The following is a 24,347-nucleotide window of genomic DNA, read 5'->3' as shown; positions in this document are numbered from 1 at the left end:
CGCCTGGCGGCTCGGACCTACTCAACCAGCAGAAGGTGCAGGTCGCTTACGCTCCAGCCAGAACCTGGCGCCTTCGACGATCGCCTCGGTGACGGGCCGCGGGTGCCAGCCCAGATCGCGTTCGGCCTTGCCGTGGTCCATCTCGGACATGAAGTGCATCAGCCGCACCGACGGCACGGTCAGCTGGACGGGCTTGCGGGTGAGGGCGGCCCGTGCTGAGCCCACCGCACCGGCGGCGTACAGCGCTGCCCGGTTGAGGACGAGCCGGGGTGGTTCGCGCCCGGCGGTGCGGGCGGCGATCTCCACGATCTGACCGGTGTCGATGGATCGCTCGGCGACGATGTACCGCTGGCCCACCTCACCTCGCTCCGCCGCCAGGACGAGTGCGCGCGCCGCGTCATCGATGCCCACCGACTCGGCTCGGCAGCCGCGAATGGTGAACGGCAGCTTGCCGAGTGCCGCACCGGCGACGAAGGAACCATGGGGAGTGGGATGCCAATCGCCGGGACCGTAGGTGTTGGCGACGCACATCGCGACCCCCGGCACCGCCCCGTCGCGGGCGCGGTCCAGCAGTAGGTCCTCGGCGGCGACACGGCTCTTCACGTACTCGGGTGCGTGGTCCGCCCAGTTGAAGGCGTCGTCCTCGGTGGCCCGGCGCCCCTGCACCCGCCCGATGGTGGCGGCAGTGCTGGTGAACACGAACTTGCGCAGCGGCTGACCGGCGGCCACTTCGAGCACCGCCCGCAGGGCGTCGACGTTGGTGCGGTACAGCGGTGCCGGGTCCCGCAGCCACGCACGGGTGTCGACGGCGCAGTGGAAAACCACGTCGCAGCCGTTCATCGCCGTGCGCACCGAGGCGGCGTCGAAGAGGTCGCCGGTGGCGTGGTCGAAGTCGAGGCCGGACAGTGTGCGGAGATCGCTGGTTTCTCGCGTGAGGACGCGGACGTCCTCGCCGTTCTCGACGAGCTGTCGGACCAGTCGGGAACCGAGGAAACCGTTGCCGCCGATGACGAGCTTCATCGGCCGGCCAGACCACCCGGCACGAGGTCCTCGATCGCGGCTGCGCTGCGCGACAGCATTGCGTCGAACATGGCGGTGCCGCGTTCGGTGGGTTGCGCGGCGGCCGAACCGAAGACGATGATCAGCGGTGCCTGGATGAGGTTGGCGACGTAGTCGTCCCAGCACTCGTCGAGCGTGTAGTCGGCGACGCCTTCGGTGACGACCGCACGGTGATACGACGCGACGATGCCGCGCTCGTGTTTCCGACGATCCTCGGTGGTCAGGCTGGTGCTGAGCAGAAAGGCGATGTCGCGCAGCGGGTTACCGGTGGTGATGGTCTGCCAGTCGATGACGGTGACCTCGCCGGACGGGCCGAACAGCACGTTGTCCACACGGAGGTCGCCGTGGATGAGTGCGGTGTTCCGCAGTGGCGCGACGAGCCAGTCGCCGGCCTCGCGGACCAGCCAGTCGATGGCGGCAGAACTCCGTGCGTCGGGGGAGAACCGGTCGCGGTAGACGTCGGCCATCGGCTCGAGGATCGACTCCATCATCTCGCGTTCGGCGGCACCGGGAAGCGGCATCTCCTCCAGCAGCGCGGCGTCGTTCCAGCGCGGTGCATGCAGACCGGCAGCGGCCACAGCGACCGACTCCGCCTGCGCAGGTGTACATCCGATGATCTGATCGCCCTGGACCGCCTCGTCGATGTCCTCCAGTAGGAGTACGAACTCGGTGCCGGGATCGGAGATCGTGGCGGCGTAACACTGCGGCATCGGGACTGTGAAGCCGGACGCGAGGTCACGGTAGAACCGGACCTCGTTGCGGAACACCCCCGACCCGAACTCCCGCTGCTCGGGCGCACCGGTGGCCAGCTTCGCGACCATGGTGCCGGGCAGGTCCGCCGGGCCGGAGTGTTCGAGTGTCAGCCGATACGAGCCGGCCATCTGCCCGGTCCCGACGGCCTCGGCGGTGACCGCGGTGATCGACGCGTCGTGGCCGTTCTCGCCGAGGAAATTCGTCAGCCACGTCGCCGTGAGTTGTTCGACGCTCGTGGGTATCTCGAGGGTTTCCGTCACGAGGGCATCCTTCCGGGGTTGACCGGTAGTCCGACCGCGCGGTCGGGGCGAATGTCGCGGTACGCCGCGACCACCGGCGCCAGTTCGGTCGGCGTCGCGCCATGCAGGATCACCGAGTCGACGCCGAGGACGAACTGTTCGGCGACCGTCTTCGCGCAGTCCGACGGCGACCCGGTCGCGGAGTCGGCTACCCACGCTTCGGGGATGGTCTCGGCCAGTTCGGCGAGTTCGCCGTCGGTGGCGGTGGCATCGATCGGCCCGCGGGCACCGGTGAAAGCGGTTGTCGCGCGAACGCGTTCGAGGTCGGCGGGGTCCCACTGGTTGGCGCCCATGAGCTGGTCGGGGTAACCCTGCAGGTAGGTCGCGAGGCGCCCGTACAAGCGGCGCATCCGGTCGGCCGGGTCCAGATCGTCGGACACCGTCGCCACCACCGACCAGATCCGGATCGACGCCGGATCGCGGCCGGCACGTTCGGCTGCATCGCGCACATGCGCGACGGCCCGCCGGGTGGCGTCGGCGCTGAAGTACGTGTGCAGCACCACGCCGTCGGCGATCTCGCCGGCCAGCTCAAGTGTCCTCGGACTCATCGTCACGAGCAGGATCGGCGGAGGGGCGTCCAGGGTCACCCCGAGGCTGAGAAACGGGTACGAGCCGACGGGCCCGTCGTGGCCGACGACCATCTCGCCGGCCCACAGCCTGCGGAGCAGCCCGGTGATGTCGCGTAGCGCCGCGCCGGTGACGAGCGGGACGCCGAGGATCTGCCACTGCGGGGTTATCCCGCGTCCGAGTCCGAGAGCGAAGCGACCGTCGGACACCTCGGCCAGGGTGGCGCCCATCGTCGCGGTGACGATGGGGTGCCGGGTGTTGTGGTTGGTTGCGGCCGTGGCGATCCCGAGGTTCTCGGTCGCACCGGCGAGAGCACCGCACAGGGCGGCCGCGTCCTTGACGTTGAACCGCTCCGAGACGAAGGCCGTCCCGAGTCCGATCTCGTCGGCGAACCGGGCCTCGCCGGCGAGCTCGCGGGGGGTGACCGGGTGCCGGGAGAGTGCGTAGTAGCCGAGCTCGGTGAGCTGTTCCATGGGCTCAGGCGCTCGCGCTGACGGCCTCGCGGTATTCCTGCGACCGCGCCTCGCGCACCCAGAGGGTGCCGTCGCCGGCGGTCGCACCTTCTTGCTTCAGGGTGCGCTTGAGGATCTTGTTGGTGGCGGTGGTGGGCAGGTCGTCGGCGATCCGGACGTATCGCGGCCAGGCCTTCGGCGACAGGTCCGCCTGTGCGGCAAGCTGTTCGGTGAAGGACTCCGGGCTCAGTTCGACGCCGTCCTGCAGCACGACGGCGGCCATCACGGCGTCACCGACGTGTTCGTCGGGCACCGCGTACACCGCGACGCGGTTGATCTCGGGCACTCGCAGAAGTATTCGCTCGATCGGCCCGGCGGCGAGGTTCTCGCCGTCGACCCGCATCCAGTCGCCGGTCCGGCCGGCCAGGTAGATCCACCCGTCGGCGTCCTTGTAGGCGAGGTCGCCGGACCAGTACATCCCGTGACGCAGACGCTCGTTGGTGGCAGCGGAGTCGTTGTAGTACCCCATGAACATCCCGCCGCCCTCGACGTTCACCAGCTCACCGATCGCCTCGTCTGGGTTGCGAAGTGCTCCGGTGTCGTCGAATTCGGCCGCCGGACATTCGGTGATCGTGGAGGAGCTGTAGACCGCGACGTTGGGGAAGCCGCGGCCGATCGAACCGTGCGGGGTGCCCGGTTCGCGGGTGATGATGATCGCGAGTTCGGTGGAGCCGAACCCGTCCCAGACCGTGCAGCCGAAGCGGCGCGAGAACTCGTCGATGTCCCGGTCGGTGGCCTCGTTGCCGAAGGCGACGCGCAGGGGATTGTCGGCGTCGTCGGGCTTCTCCTCGGTGGCGAGGATGTAGGCGAGGGGCTTGCCGACGTAGTTCATGTACGTCGCGTTGTAGCGGCGGATGTCGTCGAGGAAGGTCGACGCGGAGAACTTGGCCGGCGCGATCGCGGCGCCCCCGCACAGTGCGACGCAGTAACCGCCCATGAGCGCGGCGCTGTGGAACAGCGGCATCGACAGGTAGCAGACGTCGCCGGGGCCGATGTCGTACTTGTCGGCGAGGACGGGGCCGGCGAACGGGATCATCATGTGCGCGAACTGAACCGGCTTGGGGTTGCCGCTGGTGCCCGAGGTGAAGATCAGCATGAACGTGTCCATCGCGCCCGGCACGGAGTGCGGGGTGAGGTCACCCGCCCCGGCGATGAGGTCGGTCCACTGCGGGGTCGAGGTGTCCAGGACCGTCACGCCGGGGAGTTCCAGGCCCTCGAGCAGGGGGCGGTGCTCGGCGTCGGTGATGAGGATCTGGCAGTCGGCGCGCAGGATGTCGGCGGTCAGGCCGTCGCCGCGTCGGGTGTTGTTGATGCCGGCGGTGACGTAGCCGCCGAGGGCTCCGGCCGCGAGGGCGATGAGCATGTCCGGGGTGTTCCCCAGCAGGGTGCCGATGTGCATCGGTCGAGAGGCGTCGGCCACGGACAGTATTGCGGCAGCAGTCTTCTCCGCATCGCGGACGTACTCGCGCCACGTCCAGCGGTGTCCCTCGTAGGTGATCGCCAGGTTGTCGTCGTCGGCTCGTGCCTGGAGGAGCTGGGTCACTGTCTCGGCCATGCGGCCAAATCTAGAACGTGTTCACCAGGTCCGTGTACAGATCTGAAATATTGTCTACTGCGCCGCGTCGGAGACGCCTGGGTGTGACCGTCGGAGACGTTCGCGCACCACGGCCGGGGTCCCCGGAAACAACTCGGTCGGGGACGCCGAAGCGTCCCCGACCGAACGGGTGTTGCTGTCTGCTGCTAGCGCTTGAACGAGCCGCTACCGGGCACGACGGTGAACGTGCGGTCGTTCTTGCCGATGATCGTCGTGGTGAACTCGATCGAGCCGGCGCCGGTCGCGAGGGCCACGCCGTCCGACGGGCGTGCGTCGCTGCAGGCGTCGAAGACGTCGCTGCCGGACTGGCCGGTGGACTTGTTGGTCCAGCTGATGCCGACGCGTGCGTCCTTGAGGTTGGTCGCGCAGGCCTCGGTTGGCGTCGTGTTCAGTGCGACCTGGGTGACACCCGGTTCGGTCGCGGATGCGAGGATCGAGGCGAGGAAGCCTCCGCTGACGCCGTTCGAGCCGACGGTGATGCCCGTGTTCGGGACCTGTTCAACGCTCAGCGCCTGCTCACCCGGGGCGGCCTGCGCGGTCGCAGCGCCCAGCGTCATCGCACCGAATGCCGCAACGGCTCCGAGTCCAGCAATGGTCTTGCGTCCCATGTGTATCTCCCGTCACTTTGGACACTTCGAATCCACAGCGTACGGGAGTGATGTTGGACTCCTCAAGGTGAGGTCGGCGGCATTCTGCTGATACAGAAGACGTATGAGCGATCCGCATCACGCCGAGTCATCGAACCCGGGGCCACACGACCCGCTGTCCGCCTTCCATCTCGGCGACCTCGCCGTCGAGGGCAAGGGCGTGCGCGCCGCTCAGTTGCTCTGCTCGCAGTTCGCCGACCATCGCGGCCTGATCGAGCTGCCCGCGCTCGCCGTTCTGTTCGATCACTGCGGCGGCATCCCGTTCCATCGCACCCACGACGACCCGGCGGCCGCCACGCTGCAGGCGCGGTTGTCGTTGTCGACGCACGGTCGCGCGAACATCGGTGACCTGCTCGCGGCGCGTGCCGAGGTGGTGATGCACGACGACGGCTGGGGCTCGACATACGTCGAGATCCGTTCCGGGGCAGGGCAACTGTGTTGTGTGGGCACCGCCCGCAATGTTCGCGTCGGGCGCGCCCTGACGGGTCAGACTCCGTCCGCCGAGATCGGGATGGCGATGCCCAGCTGCGATGACGACCACGGCGTGACGCTCCCGGCCGCCATCCCCGCGGATCTGACCGGGCGGGCGGTGGTCGAGGAGATCGCCACCAAGCAGCGGGACCCCGGACCGCTGGTCGAGATGCTCAACGGCACGGTCGAGGTGCTCGACGGGGCCACCGAGCGCGACGCCGGTATTCGGTTCCGCAGCGCCACCGACCCCTGGATGGGCAACATGTTCGGCACCATGCACGGCGGCGTCATCGCGACGATCGTCGGCCAGGCGGGGTCCTTCGCCGGGCACCTGCACGCCGGGGCAGGGCAGGAGTACTCGATCGGTGACATGGCGATCGGCTTCTACCGATCGCCGGCGGTCGACGGCAGCGAGGTCACCGTCGAGGTGACGCCGATCAAGACCGGGCGTCGGATCTCCTCCTTCGAGGCGACCATGACCTCATACGACGATGTCCTGCTGAGCCGCGCCACGCTGGACGTTCACTACCACTGACGGCGGTTGCTCCGCTCCGATAACCAACCCTGATGACCGCCCTTGGGATCTGCCCCCGGTAGCGGAGTCGCCGACATATCGTCGGCGGACTCGCTTATGAGGGTTGATCGCAGGGGCGGTTCACTGTGCGTCGCCAAAGAAACAATCAAGCGCGCTTGATTCTTCTACGGTCCTGTGTGACGCTATGGCGCATGACCGATCGAGCAGCGGCCGTTTACGGCGTCGTGGCAGACCTCGAAGCCGAGTCCGACCAGCTCGATGCGCTGGTCGCCGACCTCGACGACGCGGGATGGGCCACGCCGACACCAGCCCCGGGGTGGACCATCGCCCACCAGATCGCCCACCTCGCGTGGACCGACGAGGTCGCCGCCATCGCGGCGACCGATCCCGATCGCTTCACCGAGCTGGTGACCGAGGCCCTGCAGAACAGCCCCGAGACCTACGTCGACGATGCCGCCGAGGCCGGAGCGGGTGCGCCGGTCGAGGAGATCCTCGCCGGCTGGCGGCTCGCTCGAACGAAGCTGGCGGACGCGCTCCGGGAAGTGCCCCAGGGTGTGAAGATCCCGTGGTTCGGCCCGCCGATGTCGGCGGCGTCCATGGCGACCGCGCGGCTGATGGAGACGTGGGCGCACGGTCTCGACGTCGCCGACGCCCTCGGGGTGACGGTGCTGCCCAGCGACCGCATCCGCCACGTCGCGCACATCGGCGTGCGCACACGCGATTTCGCCTACATCGTCAACAACAAGGTCCCGCCGGCCGAACCGTTCCACTACGCCCTGACCTCGCCGTCGGGTGAGCTGTGGACCTGGGGTCCCGAGGACGCGTCGAACATCGTGCGCGGCTCGGCACTGGACTTCTGCCAGCTCGTCACGCAGCGACGTGCCGTCGCCGACCTCGACCTGGAGTTCGTTGGCCACGACGCGCTCGAATGGTCCGGCATCGCACAGTGTTTCGCCGGTCCTCCGGGAGCCGGCCGCGAACCGCGTGGCGCCTGAACCCTCGCGTCGAACCCTCTGCTCGTTCAACACCACCTCTCACCGTCACATCACCTAAGGAGCCTCGGGTGCCCATTGCCAGCCCCAACGTCTGGGACACGCCGGAACGTCTCGAACTGCGTTCGATGGTCCGCAAGTTCGTCGAGAAGCACATCCTGCCCTTCCAGGACGACTGGGAGCGCGACGGCGAGATCCCGCGTTCGCTTCACCTCGAAGCCGCCAAGCTCGGCCTGTTCGGCCTCGGGATCCCCGAGGAGGTCGGCGGTTCGGGCGGCGACATCATCGATACGACGATCCTCGCCGAGGAACTGCACTACGCCGGTGCGGCCGGCGGCATCTTCTCCGGCCTGTTCACCCACGGCATCGCCCTGCCGCACCTGATCGCCGCCGGCGATCCGGAGCAGATCGATCGCTGGGTCCGCCCGACCCTCGCCGGTGAGAAGATCGGCTCCCTCGCGATCACCGAGCCCGGCGGCGGCAGCGACGTCGGCCATCTGACCACCAAGGCCGAGCGCGACGGCGACTTCTTCGTCGTCAACGGTTCGAAGACCTACATCACCTCGGCCGTTCGGGCCGACTTCGTCGTCGCGGCCGTCCGTACCGGCGGCCCGGGCGCCGGTGGCGTCTCCCTCCTCGTCATCGACAAGGACACCCCTGGATTCACCGTCACCCGCAAGCTCGACAAGATGGGCTGGCGTTGCTCGGACACCGCGGAGCTGTCCTTCGTCGACGCACGCGTCCCGGTGAAGAACCTCGTCGGACCGGAGAACTCCGGATTCGCCCAGATCGCCATGGCTTTCGTGACCGAACGCTCGGGTCTGGCCGTCCAGGCCTACGCCAGCGCCCAGCGATGCCTCGACCTCACCGTGCAGTGGGCCCGTGATCGCGAGACCTTCGGCAAGCCGATCATCGCGCGTCAGTCGGTCCAGGACACCCTGACCGAGATGGCGCGTCGTATCGACATCGCCCGCGTCTACACCCGCGCCGTGGTGGAGCGGAAGGTGACCTCGCACGACGACCTCATCGCCGAGGTGTGCTTCGCCAAGAACACCGCGGTCGAGGCCGGAGAATGGGTGGCCAACAAGGCCGTTCAGCTGCACGGTGGACTCGGTTACATGACCGGCACCGAGGTCGAACGCCAGTATCGCGACATGCGCATCATCGGCATCGGCGGCGGCACCACCGAGATTCTCAACGGTCTGGCAGCCAAGCGACTCGGCTTCCACGCCTGAGTCGACGCCCCCATCCGAACCCGAACCCACACAGAGGAAAAGACGCGATGACAGCCTTGGAGAACCCCTTCGTCGAGACCCCGGAGCGCGCCGCGCTGCGTTCCGCGGTCGCCGGTCTGGCCGCGAAGTACGGCCAGGAATACTTCCGGGATTGCGCCCGCGAGGGACGCAAGACCGATGAGCTCTGGCAGGAGGCGGGCAAGCTCGGCTTCATCGGCGTCAACCTCCCGGAGGAGTACGGCGGCGGCGGTGCGGGCATGTACGAGCTCGCGATCGTCATGGAGGAGATCGCCGCCTCCGGCACCGGCCTGCTGATGCTGGTGGTCTCGCCGGCCATCTGCGGCAATGTGATCGCACGTTTCGGCACCGACGAGCAGAAGCAGCGCTGGCTGCCGGGCCTCGCGGACGGCTCGATCACGATGGCGTTCGGCATCACCGAACCCGACGCCGGATCGAACTCGCACAACATCACCACCACCGCCCGTCGTGACGGTTCGGACTGGCTGCTGTCCGGTCAGAAGGTCTACATCTCCGGCGTCGACCAGGCCCAGGCCGTCCTGATCGTGGCACGCACCGAAGACGCCAAGACCGGCAAGCTCAAGCCGGCGCTCTTCATCGTGCCGACCGACGCGGAGAACTTCTCCTACACCATGATCGACATGGAACTGCAGAACCCGGAGAAGCAGTTCCAGTTGTTCCTCGACGACGTCCGGCTGCCCGCCGACGCGCTCGTCGGCGACGAGGACGCGGCCCTCAGCCAGCTGTTCGCCGGCCTGAACCCGGAGCGGATCATGGCCGCGGCGTCGGCCGTCGGCATGGGTCGCTTCGCGCTCGACAAGGCGGTGTCGTACGTCAAGGAGCGCACGGTGTGGAAGGCGCCGATCGGCGCGCACCAGGCCATCGCACATCCGTTGGCGCAGGGCAAGATCGAGCTCGAGATGGCCAAGCTCATGATGCAGAAGGCTGCGACGATGTACGACGCGGGTGACGACTGGGGTGCCGCCGAGCCGGCGAACATGGCGAAGTACGCCGCCGCCGAGGCCGCGGTGAAGCTCGTCGATCAGGCCGTGCACTCGATGGGTGGCAACGGGTTGACCTCCGAGTACGGCATCGCGCCGATGCTGAGTCTCGTCCGGATCGCCCGCGTCGCACCGGTCAGCCGCGAGATGATCCTCAACTTCGTTGCGCAGGCCAGCCTCGGCCTCCCGAAGTCGTACTGAGGTAGCACCGATGGTGTCCGCGCGAGTGTCGTCGAATCGTCGTGAACCGCAGCAGGAACGCTCACGCCTGACACGTGAACGCCTGTTGCGGGCGACGATCGACGCACTCGCGGCGGACGGCTGGGCGGCGGCCACCGTCGCCGCGGTCGCCGAGCGCGCCGGCGTCTCGCGAGGCGCGGCGCAGCACCACTTCCCGACGCGGGAGTCGCTCATCACCGCGGCACTCGAGCAGGTCTTCGACGACCTCACGACGGCCGCGGACAGCAAGTTCGGGGCGGCGGCCGCATCCGACGGGGAGATCACCCCGGCGCGCGTGCTGGCCGCCGTGCAACGCGTGGTCGAGGTCTACACCGGAACGGAATTCAAGGCGGCGCTGCAGGTGTGGGCGGCCGCCGCCTCCGACCCCGCTCTGCGCACCCTGATCCTGCCGCTGGAGGCCAAGTTCGCCCGTGCGGCCCATCAGCGAACAATGTCGGCGATGGGGGTCTCGCCGGCCGACGAGAAGGGGCATCGTCTCGTGCAGGCGACCCTCGACTTCGCGCGCGGGCTCGGCCTGGCCGACACCCTGACCGACGATTCGGCGCGTCGTGCGCAGGTCGTCGACACGTGGTGCGAACAGATAGCCGTCGCATTGGGCGCGGACGGGACGGCCTGACTCGAAGAGTCGGGGCGTCGCCTCACCAGGCCTTCGAGGCTCCTCGCTGCGCTACTCGCACCTCAGGCAGCAGAGCTGGGTGCGTCGCATTCTTTCGGATCAGGCGGCGAGGGGGGCGATCAGGCCGGGGTCACGTCCCTCGACCGTCCTCGTGTCCCGACCCAGTAGACGCCGAAAGACATGAGCGTCATACCTACGAACACGACCACCAACGAGATGGCCATCGACACATAACCCTGCTCGCGTGGGTCGAGGAACGGGTACGGGTACCAGTCGACGATGGGGCCGCGGATCAGCGAGTAGATGCCGTAGACCAGCGGGATGGCCAGCCAGGTCAGCCAACTGCGTTCGGGGAGCCGCTTGGCGCGCACGAGAGCCCAGTCCACCAGCATCACGAGCGGGATGATGCGGTGGAGCACGTCGTTCACCCAGCTGTAGGTGACGTCCACGTCGACCCCGCTGAGCAACAGTGCGTAGACGATGCCGGTGATCACCATGCAGGTGGTCACCGCCCCGCGCACCCACTCCCACACCGGCCCGGTGGGGGCGAGCAGTCCGCCGACGAGCAGCACCACCGCGGCGGCGATGTTGCTGAGCACCGTGAAGTAGCCGAAGAAGTTCCCGAGCGAGAAGTCGGCATCGCCCCATCGCACCGCCACCTGATAGATCAGGGCGGCGGCACCGAGAGCCGCGAAGACGATGCGGAGAACACGAATCCACCAGGTCGCTGTCACACGCTGATTGAAGCACCGGGATCACGCGCGGCGCGTGCACCCCGCCGTCGGTGGCACGAACATGCGTCGCCGCCATCCTGCGATCCGCCTCGGCGATGAGAGGATTCCTCCCATGGCGCCGCCCTTCGCACTGACCGCACTGCTGACGACGCACGATCCGGGTGCGGCGAGGTTGCTGAAGGCCGCGCGCGGTGCGTCGGCGATGGCCATCGGTGCACTGGTGGTCCTCGCGATCCGATCGGTGGTGAGCATCCCGGTCGCGGCGGAACTGTCGGCCGGCTTCCTGTCGCTGTGGGCGACGGTCGGGGCGGTCAAGGACACGACCGCGCGGGCCCGGATCATCACGACCGTCGCGCTGCTCGTCCCCGGCTTCGCGGCGGCGCTCCTCGCGTGCCTGTTGCATCCGTGGCCGGCCGCGCGGGCGGTCGCTTTCGTCGCGATCGCCGGTCTCGCCGCCTGGACGACGCGTTACGGGCCGCGGGGGAGTGCACTGGGCTTCTTCGGGTTCTTCGCCTTCTTCTTCGCCGTGGTGATGGGGGCCGACCTGCACACGTTGCCGGTGCTGTGCGGCCTCGTCGTCATCGCCGTGGCGAGCGCACTCTTCGTACGCCTGGTTCTGGTCCCCGACCGGCCGGGTGAGGAACTGAGGCGCCTCCTGCGGAGTGTGGAGGTCTGCGCCGACGATCTGCTCCGGGTCGCGAGCGAACCGGGGACCGGGCCGCAGCGGGTGGCGGCGGCGGTGACCCGACTGTCGGCCGCGACGAGCGCGGTCGCCGGATGGCAGAAGAACTACGACGCCGAGCAGTACACGGATCTGGATGACACGACCCTGTCGCGCCGGGTCTCGATGCTGCATCTGTCGAGCGAACAGGCCGCCTTCCGGGTGGCCGAGCGCCGCGCGGATCCCGCCGTCGCTCAGGCGGTGTCGCAGGTTCGCACTGCGCTGAGGTCGCCGGGTGACGCTGCGTCCTGCGCGCTCGTCGGACCGGACCCGACCATCGAGACGTTGCGTATCGCGGTGTCGGCCGCGGCCGATCTGCGCTCGATCGCCGTCGGACGCCGAACCTCGACCACGCCTGCGACGTCGACCGGGGCGGCACCCACCCGGAAGACCTCGACGCCGGCGAAGACCCCGAGGCCCGACACCACCCGATTCGCACTCCAGGTCATGGTCGCCTGCTCGGTGGCCCTCGCCGTCGGTGAGCTCATCTCGGCGAGTCGCTGGTACTGGGCGGTGCTCAGCGCATTCATGGTCTTCAACGGAATGGCCACGCGCGGAGCCATTCTCACCAAGGCCGTCAAACGCGTGCAGGGCACCGCGGTCGGGCTGGTGATCGGCGTCGCCGCGGTGCTGATCATCGGCGAACACCCCGTCGTGCAGTACGTGATCGTGGTCTGTGCGGTCTTCTTCGCCTTCTATCTCGGTGCGATCTCCTACACCTGGACGATCCTGTTCATCACGATCGTCCTCACCAACAGCTACGACCTGCTCGGTGTCCTGAACCGTCATGTCCTCGAGTGGCGCATCGAGGAGACCCTGTGCGGTGCCCTGGTCGGCGCGGCCGCGGCCTTCCTCATCTTGAGCACGCCGACCTCACCCGTCCTCGACACCAAGCTCCGGGCGTACTTCGACGCCCTCGTCGACATGGCCTCCGTCGCCCTGCGCAGAGGCGAGAACCGGCCGGGGGAGGTCGATTCGGACGCGGCGCTGGCCGCCGTCCGGGTGCTCGACGGGGCCGAGGCCGCGATGCTCGACACCGCGACGTCTGCGGTGTTCTCGCTCAGTCGGTTCCACCGATCGATGCTGCGTCGTCTGCGGCCGCACCTCCATGAGACGACACGCGAGGCAAGGGGGCTCGCGTGGTCGGCGATCGGTCTGGCACGGCCCGCGGACCACACCGGGAACACCGACACCGACCGAGTCGACCCGGAGAGCGAACAGGATCTCGTCGACGAGCTCCGGGGTGCCGCCGACGCGACCGTGTCGTCGATCGAACACGGCGGTGCCGCGGCGTCGACGATCGGGAAGCTGACGAAAGACGTCAAGGTCGAGAACACCGTCCATGCGACGGAGCCCGCCGACTCCTCACCGGGCCGGCAGGCCCGACGACTCATCGCATCGGTGCAGCGCATGCGCGAGGCGATCGCCGGGCCCGCCCACTCTCCTCGTACAGACGAACAGCTCGCCGGCGAGTGACCTGCCGACGAGCTGTTCGCGTGTTCCGGTCTTCGGCTCATTCGCCGTGGATGATGACCCCGCGCAGGTTCTTTCCGTCACGGAGGTCCTGATAGCCCTCGTTGACCTGGTCGAGGGTGTAGGTGGTGGTGACCAGTTCGTCGAGCTTGAGCTGACCCTGGTCGTAGAGACGCAGCAGCTTGACGATGTCGTACTGCGGGTTGGCCGAGCCGAACAGGCTGCCCTTGATCGTCTTCTGGTTCAGCGTCAGGTCGGTGCCCGACACGTGCACGGTGAGCTTGGCCGGATCGGCGAGCCCGGTGATGACCACCGTGCCACCCTTGCCGACGACGGCCGTCGCGTTCGAGACGACCTCCTCGTCGACCGTGCCCACCAGGATGAGCGCCTGGTCGGCGCCCTGCCCCCAGGTGAGCTCGTTGACCTTTGTGGCCGCCTCCTGTGCGTCGGCGAAAGCATGCGTCGCACCGAATTTCAGTGCGGCGTCGCGCTTCATGGCGACCGGGTCGACGACCACGACGTACTTGGCACCCGCCGACACCGCGCCCTGGACGGCGTTGATGCCGAGACCACCGATGCCGTAGATGACCACGGTGTCACCGGCACGCACACCGCCGGCGTACACCGAGGTGCCCCAACCGGACGGCACACCGCAGCCGACGAGGACGGCCTTGTCCAACGGCAGCCAGTCGTCGACCTTCACCACCGAGTGCTGGGAGATGGTGGCCCGCTCGGAGAAGGTGCCCAGCATGCACATCGCACCGAAATCGTCCTTGCCCGAATGGAATCGGAAGGTGCCGTCGGGCATCGATCCCTCCAGGATGGTCGCGCCCATGTCGCACAGGTTCTGCCGCCCCGTCGAGCAGTACCGGCAGGTGCCGCAGTTCGGGATGAAGCTGCACACGACGTGGTCGCCCGGCTGCACCTTGGTCACGCCGGGGCCGACGGCCTCGATGATCCCGGAGCCCTCGTGACCACCCACGATCGGGTAGCGCGGCGGCAGGTCGCCGTCGGTGAGGTGGAGGTCGGAGTGGCACAGACCGGCAGCGGTGTACTTGATCAGGACCTCACCCTCGCGGGGCTCGTCGAGGTCGAGTTCGACGATCTCGAAAGGCTTTCCGGGGGCGGTGAGAACGGCGGCCTTGGTGGTCAGTGTCATGGTGTGCTCCTTTGCACTCGGGGGAAATCTGGATGGAAGCGAAACGGCCGGTCACAGTGCGATGTTCACGGCCTTCGTCTGCGTGTAGAGGTCGATGGCCGAGGAACCGAGTTCGCGGCCCCAGCCGGACTGCTTGTAGCCGCCGAAGGGCATCGCGGTGTCGAAGCCGTTGTACTGGTTGACCCAGACCGAACCGGCCTTGATCTGCCGGGCCGTCCGGTGGGCCTTCGACAGGTCGGTGGTCCAGATGCCCGCGGCGAGACCGTAGATGGAGTCGTTGGCGGCGGCCGCGACACCGGTGTCGGCGTCGAAGGGCAGCGCGGCGACGACCGGTCCGAAGATCTCCTCCCGCACGATGGAGAAGTCCGGTTCGACGTCGACGAACACCGTCGGTTCGATGAAGAATCCCTCGTCGCCCCAACGCTTTCCGCCGGTCAGCGCACGAGCGCCGTCGGCGATACCGGCCGCGAGGTAGCCGGACACGCGGTCGAACTGTTCCTGACTGACCAGCGGACCGAGCTCGGTGGCGGGATCGAGGCCCGGCCCGATCTTCGCCTGGGATGCCGCCTCGGCGACCGCTGCGGTGAACTCGTCGAAGATGGGACGTTCGACGAAGAGCCGGGTGCCGGCGACGCAGCATTGGCCGTGGTTGAACATCCAGGCGGCCACCGAGCCGGCGACCGCCTTTTCGAAATCGGCGTCGGCGTAGACGATGTTGGGGCTCTTGCCGCCCAGTTCGAGCGACACCTTCTTGAGGTTGCCCTTGGCCGCCTCGACGATCTTCTTGCCGACCTCGGTGGAACCGGTGAAGGCGATCTTGTCGACGTCTTCGTGGGCGGCGAGGGCGGCGCCGGCCTCGCCGTAACCGGTGACGATGTTGACCACACCCGGCGGGAACCCGGCCTCGTCGAAGATCTCGCCGAGCAACAGAGCGGTGAGCGGTGTCTGCTCGGCGGGCTTGAGGATGACGGTGTTGCCCGCGGCCAGCGCCGGCGCCAGCTTGAAGGCGGCCATCAGCAGCGGGAAGTTCCACGGGACGATCAGCCCGCACACCCCGACCGGCTCGCGGAGGGTGTAGGCGTGGAACTCACCGCCGGGCACGAACGGCATCGACACGTCGACCGTGGAACCGGTGATCTTGGTGGCCAGGCCCGCGTTGTAGCGGAAGATGTCGGCGGACCAGGCGGTGTCGACGGCGGCGGCGATGGTCGCGGCCTTGCCGTTGTCGAGTGCTTCGAGCTGACCGAACTCGGCTGCCCGTTCGGTGAGCAGATCGCCGACGCGCCACAACAGTCGTTCGCGTTCGTTCGGCTTCATCCGAGTCCAGGGGCCGGAGTCGAAGGCCTCGCGGGCGGCGCGGACCGCGCGGTCGATGTCGGTGGCGTCGCCGTGAGCGACCGAGGTGAGGGGACGGGCGGTGGCGGGGTCGAGGGTCTCGAAGGTGCGGCCCGACGCCGACCACACCCACTCACCGCCGATCAGCATCGGACGGTCGGCGCCGATGAAGTCGCGGACCTTGGGTAGCAGCTCGGTGGCAACGGCGGTCATGAATACCTCCTGGTGAAGCGCTCGACGTCGGGGGCGGATCGAGCGGATCGAGACGGGACGGTCAGGCGTGATCTGGGTCATAGCTGTGACCTGACTCATTTCTGCCACCTATCGCGGTGCTTGCCGTGTCCAGAAACTGAACACCTCCGCTTTGTCCTGAACGGTTGACGTGAACAGGAGGTCGGAAAAAGTGCACGGCGCGTCGTCGCTAGCGTGTCCGGGGGCGGCGAAGGCCGCCCGCCCGTTCACGCAGAGAGGGACCCGATGGCAGCGCGCATGGCCGATCGTCTCCGCGATGTGCTGCAGGCGTGGGGTCCGTCGGGCGCGTCGATGTCGCCGCGCGAGGCGGCGCGTGCCGGGGTCGGTTCGGCCCTGGGGCTAGGACTGGTCGGCCTCGTGCTCGCCACGTCCGGAGTCGACCTGACGACGGGCCTGTTCCTGATCGCGCCGTTCGGGGCGTCGGCGGTGCTGCTGTTCGCCGCGCCCAACAGTCCGCTGGCCCAGCCGTGGCCGGCCGTGGTCGGCAACACCGTGTCGGCATTCGCCGGCGTCGCGGTGACCCTGCTGGTCTCGCCGAGTCAGCTGCGGGTGCCGCTTGCGGTCGGTGCGGCGGTGCTGGCCATGGTGCTCTGTCGGGCGGTGCATCCACCCGGAGGCGCGGTCGCGATGACCGCCGGACTCAGCCCGGACCTGGTCCACGCTCTCGGGTTCCGGTTCGCCCTGGCTCCCGTTGCCGTCGGGACGATCGCGCTGGTCGCGCTCGCGGCGGTCTACGCACGCCTGACCGGACGCCGGTACCCGGCTCGCCGGTTCGACGACGAGTCCTCGGCCACCGCGCGGATCGGGCTGGACGAGGCCGAGTTGACCGACATCCTCGACCGCTACAGCCAGTCCCTCAACCTCGGGGTCGCCGACCTCGCGCGACTCATCGGGGCCGCCGAACTCCAGGTCGCCGGACACCGCGCCGACCCGCTCGTCGCCGGTGACGTCATGTCCCGGGACCTGGTGACGGTCGGACCGGACGCGACCCTCACCGAGCTGGCGCAGATGTTCGACACCCACCGGTTCACCTCGCTGCCCGTGGTGACGCGCGGCGGCCGCTTTCTCGGTGTCGTCTTCCAGATCCATCTCGTGTCCCGGCTCCGCGGGGGAGCAGCACGACGCGACCCGGACCGCAGGTTCGGCCGGTTGCTGCGCCGGGACGGCAGCGTTCTCACCGCGGCCGACGTCATGGACACGACCCTGCCGATCGCGTCCCCGGATGCTCCGGTGACCGCGGTGCTCCCGATGCTCGCGGGTAGCGACTGCGACGCCGTGCCCGTGCTCGACGGGGACCTGTTGGTCGGCATCGTCACGCAGACCGATCTCATCGCCGCGCTCGCCCGGCAGACCCTGGCCGACCCGCTCGTCGACTGACGTTCGGTCGTCGCCTAGATGCCGAGTGCTCGCATCCGCGCGTACAGCGTGGTGCGACTGATTCCGAGGTCGCGTGCGGCGTGGACCTTGTTGCCTGCGGCCCGGTCGAGAGCATCGACGATGGCGGCGCGCTCGGCCTGCTCCCGCCCCGAGAGATGGGCCGCCCGACTGGTCGTGCGGTAACCGGACGGCAGATCGGCCGCCTCGATCACGCGTGCCATTCGAGTCCGGCACGCAGCCGCGGCGTCGCGCAGGACCGCGATCAGCTCGGTGAAGTTGCCCGGCCAGTCCTGGCTGAGCAGGGCGTCGGTCGCCGGTCCGGACAGGGTGAGCTCCGGATCGATGTCGCCGAGGACGCCGCTCGCGATGGCTGCGAGTTCCGAGCTGCGGTGGCGAAGAGGCGCGGGATCGACGCGCCTCACGCAGCGGCCGAGCAGGGCGGCGACCGCGGGTGATGCCTGCGCGCGAGGACCGCTGACGAGGATCAGGGGAGACGCCGCCGGCGTCGACGCGGTGGCGCGGCTGAGCAGCGCGATCGACCGGTCGTCGAGCAGGTCCACGCCGTCGACAACCAGTGGGACGCCCGACGATCGGGCTCGCGCGAGGTCGGCGATGACGTCCACCTGCCGGCCGTTGATCAACTGGTCGGCGACGTCGACGACGACCGCCGCGCATTCGGTGTCGACCGCCTCGGTGTCGACCCCTTCGGGGTTCGACGCCTCTGCCGCCAGCTCGAGGGCCAGCGTCGTGCGTCCGGCACCGGGCTCACCGGACACGGCGATGGTCGTCGACGACGCCCGGACCCGGGCCGAGCGGGTCGGCGTCGGCGTGAGGAGGGGGCGGAAGCGGAACAGCGCGGCCCCACGGGTGCCGGCCACCGGTTCGACCGCGATCTCGACCTCCGCACCCGAGACGAGCGTCAACGGCAGCGTCGTCGCACGCAGCGCCGGGTCGGTGGCGATCGCTCGGAGCGCGCCGATGTCGGTGGGGGAGAGCAGTTCGGCGGCCAGGGCATTGGTGAGCTGCAGGTCGTCGCCGATCGCGGCCACCGCGACGTCCCGGCGCGGGGCGGCGCGTTGGAAGGCGTCGAGCACGCGGCGCTGATGCGCCCGCGACCGGTCGAGCAGACGGTCGGCGATGTCGGCCACGATGCCGTTGACGACCGGCACCGCGAGCGGGTTGATGCGATCGGCGATCTCGGACATGCAGATGATCCCGGCCAGACGTCGCGTCGCGGGGTGGATGATCGGCTGTCCGAAGCAGCTGATCGACCGGAACTGCTCGAGGTAGTGCTCGGAGCTGTTGACGATCACCCCACCGCGCGTTTCCGCGGGTGTCCCGAGCGCGGTGGTCCCGACCATGTCCTCGCCGAACGGCACTCCGGGCGCCGCGCCGATCGCGTCGAGGCTGCGTTCGACGGTCGTCCCGAACGCCACCCGCGTCACCATGCGGCACTCGTGGTCGACGAGGAGCAGGGACACATCGGTGTCGGCGAGACGGGCCGCCGCGTCGTCGAGGACGGGACGCGCCGCGTCGAGCAGCGGGTCGGCGGAACCGATGTCGTGCAGACGCGCGGGGGTGTTGTCCTCCGGTCGTACTCCGGACAGCGCGGATCGACGCCACGAGTGCTCGATGACAGGGCGATGCGGCGTGCGATCGGGGCGGGACGGGAGAGTGTCGATGAGACCAACGTGACACACATCACCGACGAAGGAAAGCCCGGATGCCGCGTCGGATCGGCGTCGGTGCGTCGTACTACCGTGGGCCCATGCGCGTCGCGACCTGGAACGTGAACTCGGTGAAACAGCGGATTCCGCGCCTCCTCCCATGGCTCGACGAACGACGCCCAGACGTCGTCTGCCTGCAGGAGACCAAGCTCTCCGACGACGCCTTCCACGAGGTCCTCGGCGCCGATCTGGCCGAACGCGGTTACGAGATCGCGCACGCGGGGCAGGGCCAGTGGAACGGTGTCGCGCTGCTCTCGCGGGTCGGGCTCGACGATGTGCGCGTCGGTTTCGACGGCATGCCCGGCTACCCGACGCCCGAGACGCTCGAGGCCCGCGCGGTGTCCGCGGTGTGCGGCGGTCTGCGCATCCACTCGCTCTACGTCCCGAACGGTCGCAGCCCCGACTCCGATCACTACACGTACAAGCTCGAATGGCTCGCCGCTCTCGCGAAGGCGGTCGCCGACCCGTCGACGACGCTGCTCTGTGGCGACATGAACATCGCTCCGGCCGACGCGGACCTGTTCGATCCCGAAGCCTTCGCCGGTCACACGCACGTCACCCCACCGGAACGCGCCGCGCTCGCCGAGTTCGCGGCGCTGGGTATGCGCGACGTCGTCCGCGACCGTTGGCCGGACGACCGGGTCTTCAGTTACTGGGACTACCGTGCCGGAATGTTCCACAAGGACCTGGGCATGCGGATCGACCTGATCCTGGCGGGGGAGTCAGCCGCCGGCCGGGTCGAAGCGGCCTGGATCGACCGGAAGGCGCGCAAGGGCAGCAAGCCCAGTGATCACGCCCCGGTCATCGTCGACCTCGACGAGGCGCCCGACGGGAACATTGGGCCGGTGGTCCCGCCGCCGTCGAACCCGGCGAAACCCGGTGGCGCGAAGGTCAAGCTTCCCCAGACCCCGGACTGATCCGGTTCCACACATGTGCGCCGCTTCGATCGATCGCCCCGCAGACCTCGACACGGTCCGCGAGTCCTACGACCGGATCGCCGACAACTACGTCCGCATGGTGGTGGAGACGGGGATCGGTGACCTCCGGAGTCGGCCGTGGCTGAAGGCATCGGTCGATGCGTTCGTCGACACCGTGCGGGGCCTCGGTCCGGTGCTCGATGTCGGGTGCGGGCCCGGAACCGTGACCGCATATCTCGCCGAGGCCGGGCTCGACGTGACCGGCGTGGATCTCTCGCCCGCATGGTCGAGAACGCGGGGCGGCTCTCGTGCGCTGAGTCCGGGTGGCCACCTCATCACCGGGACGCACGTCGGTGACGAGGACGTGCGACGCACCGAGGCCTGGGTGAAGACGTCTACGGCATCCGGGGGCCGGGTGATGCTCACCACGCGTGGGCCGACCACAACCTCGAACGGCAGGCGACGATCGTCGACCGGTGGTTCGGCGCCAGAGTTCGCCGACCGGACGGCCGATGGATCCGGACAGTCCGTTCGCGGCATCGATCGTGCAGGTCCGGGCCCATGCCGAAGTGCCGGCAGGTACCGGCCGGGCTGCGGTTCGCCGAAGTCTCGACGTGCCGGGTTCCGGGGTGTAAGAGTGGACAAGGTAATGCCATGTCTCAGCGTCGCCGGACCCCAGCGCACACGACCTGTTCCTCCGCAGGTCGCGCGGAGGATCCGTTTTTTGACCTGTGCAAACCCGATCGGTAGAGTGGATCGTCGGTGCCCGGCCCATGCTGGGCCAGTCCGCATGCCCGGCCAACGGCTCTCGAGTCGGCCCTGAGATCGAGTGAACTCGGGGCACGGGCGGCCGGTGGGCTGACAAGCGAATCCGCTGTCGAGTGTATGACACGCCCGACCCCGGGGTAGCGAAAATGTACTGACCAGTGTGAATGCGCTGGTGGGGCGAGTTGTGGAAGCACGCCAGAAGTCGGTTGAGAGACCGAGTTCAGCGAGTTTGCCCGGAGCACCAACCACAACAGACAACAAAGAGGAATGAACACCTAGTGCCAACCATCAATCAGCTGGTCCGCAAGGGCCGTCACGACAAGGCTGCGAAGACCAAGACCGCGGCCCTCAAGGGCAGCCCGCAGCGTCGTGGCGTGTGCACCCGCGTGTACACCACCACCCCCAAGAAGCCGAACTCCGCGCTGCGTAAGGTCGCCCGCGTGCGTCTGACCAGCTCGGTCGAGGTCACCGCCTACATCCCCGGCGAAGGCCACAACCTGCAGGAGCACTCGATGGTGCTCGTCCGCGGCGGTCGTGTGAAGGACCTCCCGGGTGTGCGCTACAAGATCATCCGCGGCTCGCTCGACACCCAGGGTGTCAAGGACCGCAAGCAGGCCCGTAGCCGCTACGGCGCGAAGAAGGGGAACTGATAAGTCATGCCACGTAAAGGACCCGCACCCAAGCGCCCCCTGATCAACGACCCGGTCTACGGTTCGCCGCTGGTCACCCAGCTGGTCAACAAGATCCTGCTGGACGGCAAGAAGTCGACCGCCGAGCGCATCGTCTACGGCGCGCTCGAGCAGGCCCGCGAGAAGACCGGCACCGATCCGGTCGTCACCCTCAAGCGTGCGCTCGACAACGTCAAGCCCACCCTCGAGGTGAAGAGCCGCCGCGTCGGTGGCGCCACCTACCAGGTGCCGATCGAGGTCAAGCCGGGCCGCGCCAACACCCTGGCGCTCCGCTGGCTCGTCACCTTCAGCCGTCAGCGTCGCGAGAAGACGATGGTCGAGCGTCTGGCCAACGAGCTGCTCGACGCCTCCAACGGCCTGGGTGCTTCGGTGAAGCGCCGCGAGGACACCCACAAGATGGCCGAGGCCAACCGGGCGTTCGCGCACTACCGCTGGTGATCACTGCCGGCCGCGGCGGCCTTCTGGGTCGCCGCGGCCGGACCCACCTCAGACCCAACAGCTCTCTAGCGAAATTGCGAGGCGATTAAGTGGCACAGGAAGTGCTCAGCGACCTGAACAAGGTTCGCAACATCGGCATCATGGCCCACATCGATGCCGGCAAGACCACCACGACCGAGCGAATCCTCTTCTACACCGGTGTGAACTACAAGATCGGTGAAACCCACGACGGTGCCTCGACCACCGACTGGATGGAGCAGGAGAAGGAGCGTGGTATCACCATCACCTCCGCGGCCGTGACCTGTTTCTGGAACAAGAACCAGATCAACATCATCGACACCCCCGGACACGTCGACTTCACCGTCGAGGTGGAGCGCAGCCTCCGCGTCCTCGACGGCGCAGTTGCGGTCTTCGACGGCAAGGAAGGCGTCGAGCCGCAGTCCGAGCAGGTGTGGCGTCAGGCCGAGAAGTACGAAGTTCCCCGTATCTGCTTCGTCAACAAGATGGACAAGCTGGGCGCGGACTTCTACTTCACCGTTCAGACCATCAAGGACCGCCTCGGCGCCAAGCCGCTGGTCCTGCAGCTCCCGATCGGTGCCGAGGACAACTTCGACGGCGTCGTCGACCTCATCGAGCAGAAGGCCATCACCTGGCGCGGCGTCGTGCCGACCGGTGCCGAGCCGACCATCGAGGAGATCCCGGCCGACCTCGTGGAGAAGGCCGCGGAATACCGCGAGCAGCTCCTCGAGACCGTCGCCGAGTCCGACGAAGCCCTCATGGAGAAGTACTTCGGCGGCGAAGAGCTCACCGTCGAGGAGATCAAGGCTGCGATCCGCAAGCTGACCGTCTCCCGCGAGCTCTACCCGGTGCTGTGCGGCTCCGCGTTCAAGAACAAGGGTGTCCAGCCGATGCTGGACGCGGTCATCGACTACCTGCCGTCCCCCCTGGACGTGCCGTCGGTCGAGGGCCACGCCGTGGGCGACGAGGAGGAGATCCTCTCGCGCAAGCCGTCCGCCGACGAGCCGTTCTCGGCTCTCGCGTTCAAGATCGCTGCTCACCCCTTCTTCGGCAAGCTCACCTTCGTGCGCGTGTACTCCGGCAAGATCAACGCCGGCACCCAGGTGCTCAACGCCACCAAGGGCAAGAAGGAGCGCATCGGCAAGCTCTTCCAGATGCATGCCAACAAGGAAAACCCGGTCGAGGACGCCACCGCAGGCCACATCTACGCGATGATCGGCCTCAAGGACACCACCACCGGCGACACCCTGTGTGACGCGAGCGCTCCCATCGTGCTCGAGTCGATGAGCTTCCCGGACCCGGTCATCAACGTCTCGATCGAGCCGAAGACCAAGTCCGACCAGGAGAAGCTCGGCACCGCGATCCAGAAGCTCGCCGAAGAGGACCCGACCTTCTCGGTTCAGCTCGACGAGGAGACCGGTCAGACCGTCATCGGCGGCATGGGCGAGCTCCACCTCGACATCCTTGTCGACCGCATGAAGCGCGAGTTCAAGGTCGAGGCCAACGTCGGCAAGCCGCAGGTGGCGTACCGCGAGACCATCCGCAAGACGGTCGAGAAGCACGAGTACACCCACAAGAAGCAGACCGGTGGTTCGGGCCAGTTCGCGAAGGTCATCATCAAGCTCGAGCCCCTCGTGGACGCCGAGGACGGTGCGACCTACGAGTTCGACAACGCCGTCACCGGTGGTCGAGTCCCGCGCGAGTACATCCCGTCGGTGGATGCCGGTGCCCAGGACGCCATGCAGTACGGTGTCCTCGCCGGTTACCCGCTGGTCAACCTGAAGGTCACCCTTCTCGACGGTCAGTACCACGACGTCGACTCGTCGGAAATGGCCTTCAAGATCGCCGGCTCGCAGGCCCTCAAGGAAGCTGCGAAGATGGCCAGCCCGGTCATCCTGGAGCCGATCATGGCCGTCGAGGTCACGACTCCCGAGGATTACATGGGCGACGTCATCGGCGACCTGAACTCCCGCCGTGGCCAGATCCAGGCCATGGAGGAGCGCAGTGGTGCCCGTGTCGTGAAGGCACAGGTTCCGCTGTCGGAGATGTTCGGCTACATCGGAGACCTTCGGTCGAAGACCCAGGGCCGTGCAAACTACTCCATGGTGTTCGACTCCTACGCGGAAGTTCCCGCGAACGTGTCGAAGGAAATCATCGCGAAGGCCACCGGAGAGTAATTCCCCGGTCGCCCTGGCGACAC

Annotated in this window: 21 protein-coding genes; 12 read left to right on the top strand and 9 right to left on the bottom strand. The window is 68.2% G+C overall.

Features of this window, described 5'->3' with window-relative positions; all coding sequences use genetic code 11:
* Positions 1-21: 21 nt before the first annotated feature.
* The 5 genes from GONAM_RS07355 to GONAM_RS07335 form a co-directional block, all read right to left on the bottom strand.
* Positions 22-1,020: an NAD-dependent epimerase/dehydratase family protein gene (locus GONAM_RS07355; RefSeq protein WP_006866125.1), complete on the bottom strand. Its 999-nt coding sequence runs from the start codon at positions 1,018-1,020 to the stop codon at positions 22-24.
* Entirely contained in the window at positions 1,017-2,072 is a 1,056-nt protein-coding gene (locus GONAM_RS07350) for a phosphotransferase family protein (RefSeq protein WP_006866124.1), read from the bottom strand. The genes GONAM_RS07355 and GONAM_RS07350 overlap by 4 nt, the downstream gene beginning before the upstream one ends.
* Positions 2,069-3,151 carry a TIGR03857 family LLM class F420-dependent oxidoreductase gene (locus tag GONAM_RS07345; RefSeq protein ID WP_006866123.1) on the bottom strand — a complete coding sequence of 361 codons (1,083 nt, stop codon included), beginning with the start codon at positions 3,149-3,151 and terminating at the stop codon, positions 2,069-2,071. The genes GONAM_RS07350 and GONAM_RS07345 overlap by 4 nt, the downstream gene beginning before the upstream one ends.
* 4 nt (positions 3,152-3,155) lie before the next feature.
* The gene (gene fadD1 / locus GONAM_RS07340; RefSeq protein WP_006866122.1) at positions 3,156-4,745 is read right to left on the bottom strand and encodes a fatty-acid--CoA ligase FadD1; all 1,590 of its coding nucleotides are present in this window, start codon (positions 4,743-4,745) and stop codon (positions 3,156-3,158) included.
* A 185-nt stretch (positions 4,746-4,930) separates the two neighbouring features.
* Positions 4,931-5,392, bottom strand: coding sequence for a hypothetical protein (locus GONAM_RS07335; protein WP_006360301.1), 462 nt, complete (start codon positions 5,390-5,392; stop codon positions 4,931-4,933).
* Positions 5,393-5,495: 103 nt separating this feature from the next.
* Between GONAM_RS07335 and GONAM_RS07330 the strand changes: the two genes are divergently transcribed.
* The 5 genes from GONAM_RS07330 to GONAM_RS07310 all read left to right on the top strand — a co-directional run bounded on the left by GONAM_RS07330 (position 5,496) and on the right by GONAM_RS07310 (position 10,539).
* Positions 5,496-6,437: a PaaI family thioesterase gene (locus tag GONAM_RS07330; RefSeq protein WP_006866121.1), complete on the top strand. Its 942-nt coding sequence runs from the start codon at positions 5,496-5,498 to the stop codon at positions 6,435-6,437.
* 191 nt (positions 6,438-6,628) lie between these two features.
* Complete coding sequence (locus GONAM_RS07325) at positions 6,629-7,432, top strand: TIGR03084 family metal-binding protein (protein WP_006866120.1); 804 nt, start codon at positions 6,629-6,631, stop codon at positions 7,430-7,432.
* 68 nt (positions 7,433-7,500) lie between these two features.
* The gene (locus GONAM_RS07320) at positions 7,501-8,664 is read left to right on the top strand and encodes an acyl-CoA dehydrogenase family protein (protein WP_006866119.1); all 1,164 of its coding nucleotides are present in this window, start codon (positions 7,501-7,503) and stop codon (positions 8,662-8,664) included.
* 47 nt (positions 8,665-8,711) lie between these two features.
* A complete protein-coding gene (locus tag GONAM_RS07315; RefSeq protein ID WP_006866118.1) occupies positions 8,712-9,884 on the top strand; it encodes an acyl-CoA dehydrogenase family protein in 1,173 nt (390 codons plus the stop codon).
* Between the two features lie 10 nt (positions 9,885-9,894).
* On the top strand, positions 9,895-10,539 hold the full coding sequence (locus tag GONAM_RS07310) for a TetR/AcrR family transcriptional regulator (protein ID WP_006866117.1): 645 nt from the start codon (positions 9,895-9,897) through the stop codon (positions 10,537-10,539).
* A 119-nt stretch (positions 10,540-10,658) separates the two neighbouring features.
* Here the strand turns inward: GONAM_RS07310 and GONAM_RS07305 are convergent, their stop codons facing one another.
* Positions 10,659-11,273 carry a Pr6Pr family membrane protein gene (locus GONAM_RS07305; protein WP_006866116.1) on the bottom strand — a complete coding sequence of 205 codons (615 nt, stop codon included), beginning with the start codon at positions 11,271-11,273 and terminating at the stop codon, positions 10,659-10,661.
* Between the two features lie 112 nt (positions 11,274-11,385).
* Between GONAM_RS07305 and GONAM_RS07300 the strand changes: the two genes are divergently transcribed.
* On the top strand, positions 11,386-13,470 hold the full coding sequence (locus GONAM_RS07300) for an FUSC family protein (protein WP_006866115.1): 2,085 nt from the start codon (positions 11,386-11,388) through the stop codon (positions 13,468-13,470).
* A gap of 37 nt (positions 13,471-13,507) precedes the next feature.
* Here GONAM_RS07300 and GONAM_RS07295 read toward each other — a convergent pair whose 3' ends face one another.
* The gene (locus tag GONAM_RS07295; RefSeq protein ID WP_006866114.1) at positions 13,508-14,626 is read right to left on the bottom strand and encodes an NDMA-dependent alcohol dehydrogenase; all 1,119 of its coding nucleotides are present in this window, start codon (positions 14,624-14,626) and stop codon (positions 13,508-13,510) included.
* 51 nt (positions 14,627-14,677) lie between these two features.
* Positions 14,678-16,174 (bottom strand): aldehyde dehydrogenase family protein, encoded by a 1,497-nt coding sequence (locus GONAM_RS07290; protein ID WP_006866113.1) that lies wholly within the window; start codon positions 16,172-16,174, stop codon positions 14,678-14,680.
* 264 nt (positions 16,175-16,438) lie between these two features.
* On the opposite strand from GONAM_RS07290, the gene GONAM_RS07285 reads away from it, so the two are divergent.
* Positions 16,439-17,590 carry an HPP family protein gene (locus GONAM_RS07285; RefSeq protein WP_006866112.1) on the top strand — a complete coding sequence of 384 codons (1,152 nt, stop codon included), beginning with the start codon at positions 16,439-16,441 and terminating at the stop codon, positions 17,588-17,590.
* Positions 17,591-17,604: 14 nt separating this feature from the next.
* Here GONAM_RS07285 and GONAM_RS07280 read toward each other — a convergent pair whose 3' ends face one another.
* Positions 17,605-19,290, bottom strand: a complete 1,686-nt coding sequence (locus GONAM_RS07280) for a sigma-54-dependent Fis family transcriptional regulator (protein WP_006866111.1) — start codon at positions 19,288-19,290, stop codon at positions 17,605-17,607.
* A gap of 23 nt (positions 19,291-19,313) precedes the next feature.
* Here GONAM_RS07280 and GONAM_RS07275 point away from each other — a divergent pair, with 23 nt between their 5' ends.
* From GONAM_RS07275 to fusA, 5 genes are all read left to right on the top strand, one after another.
* A complete protein-coding gene (locus GONAM_RS07275) occupies positions 19,314-20,234 on the top strand; it encodes an exodeoxyribonuclease III (protein ID WP_006866110.1) in 921 nt (306 codons plus the stop codon).
* Positions 20,235-20,247: 13 nt separating this feature from the next.
* A complete protein-coding gene (locus tag GONAM_RS22360; RefSeq protein ID WP_006866109.1) occupies positions 20,248-21,057 on the top strand; it encodes a methyltransferase domain-containing protein in 810 nt (269 codons plus the stop codon).
* 223 nt (positions 21,058-21,280) lie between these two features.
* Positions 21,281-21,652, top strand: coding sequence for a 30S ribosomal protein S12 (rpsL, locus tag GONAM_RS07270; RefSeq protein WP_004020596.1), 372 nt, complete (start codon positions 21,281-21,283; stop codon positions 21,650-21,652).
* A 6-nt stretch (positions 21,653-21,658) separates the two neighbouring features.
* Entirely contained in the window at positions 21,659-22,129 is a 471-nt protein-coding gene (gene rpsG, locus GONAM_RS07265; protein WP_006434721.1) for a 30S ribosomal protein S7, read from the top strand.
* A gap of 89 nt (positions 22,130-22,218) precedes the next feature.
* Positions 22,219-24,324, top strand: a complete 2,106-nt coding sequence (gene fusA, locus GONAM_RS07260) for an elongation factor G (protein ID WP_005199939.1) — start codon at positions 22,219-22,221, stop codon at positions 24,322-24,324.
* Positions 24,325-24,347 lie beyond the last annotated feature (23 nt).

The sequence above is a fragment of the Gordonia namibiensis NBRC 108229 genome (genome assembly GCF_000298235.1).
GTDB classification, from domain to species: domain Bacteria; phylum Actinomycetota; class Actinomycetes; order Mycobacteriales; family Mycobacteriaceae; genus Gordonia; species Gordonia namibiensis.
The sequence above is the reverse complement of the archived record's forward strand: the minus strand, read 5'-3'. Positions and strand labels throughout refer to the sequence as shown.

Coding starts and splice junctions, on each gene's coding strand:
- GONAM_RS07355 (WP_006866125.1), bottom strand. CDS start 1,020: ATGAAGCTCGTCATCGGCGGCAACGGTTTCCTCGGTTCCCGACTGGTC.
- GONAM_RS07345 (WP_006866123.1), bottom strand. CDS start 3,151: ATGGAACAGCTCACCGAGCTCGGCTACTACGCACTCTCCCGGCACCCG.
- fadD1 (WP_006866122.1), bottom strand. CDS start 4,745: ATGGCCGAGACAGTGACCCAGCTCCTCCAGGCACGAGCCGACGACGAC.
- GONAM_RS07335 (WP_006360301.1), bottom strand. CDS start 5,392: ATGGGACGCAAGACCATTGCTGGACTCGGAGCCGTTGCGGCATTCGGT.
- GONAM_RS07330 (WP_006866121.1), top strand. CDS start 5,496: ATGAGCGATCCGCATCACGCCGAGTCATCGAACCCGGGGCCACACGAC.
- GONAM_RS07325 (WP_006866120.1), top strand. CDS start 6,629: ATGACCGATCGAGCAGCGGCCGTTTACGGCGTCGTGGCAGACCTCGAA.
- GONAM_RS07315 (WP_006866118.1), top strand. CDS start 8,712: ATGACAGCCTTGGAGAACCCCTTCGTCGAGACCCCGGAGCGCGCCGCG.
- GONAM_RS07310 (WP_006866117.1), top strand. CDS start 9,895: ATGGTGTCCGCGCGAGTGTCGTCGAATCGTCGTGAACCGCAGCAGGAA.
- GONAM_RS07300 (WP_006866115.1), top strand. CDS start 11,386: ATGGCGCCGCCCTTCGCACTGACCGCACTGCTGACGACGCACGATCCG.
- GONAM_RS07295 (WP_006866114.1), bottom strand. CDS start 14,626: ATGACACTGACCACCAAGGCCGCCGTTCTCACCGCCCCCGGAAAGCCT.
- GONAM_RS07290 (WP_006866113.1), bottom strand. CDS start 16,174: ATGACCGCCGTTGCCACCGAGCTGCTACCCAAGGTCCGCGACTTCATC.
- GONAM_RS07285 (WP_006866112.1), top strand. CDS start 16,439: ATGGCAGCGCGCATGGCCGATCGTCTCCGCGATGTGCTGCAGGCGTGG.
- GONAM_RS07275 (WP_006866110.1), top strand. CDS start 19,314: ATGCCGCGTCGGATCGGCGTCGGTGCGTCGTACTACCGTGGGCCCATG.
- GONAM_RS22360 (WP_006866109.1), top strand. CDS start 20,248: ATGTGCGCCGCTTCGATCGATCGCCCCGCAGACCTCGACACGGTCCGC.
- rpsG (WP_006434721.1), top strand. CDS start 21,659: ATGCCACGTAAAGGACCCGCACCCAAGCGCCCCCTGATCAACGACCCG.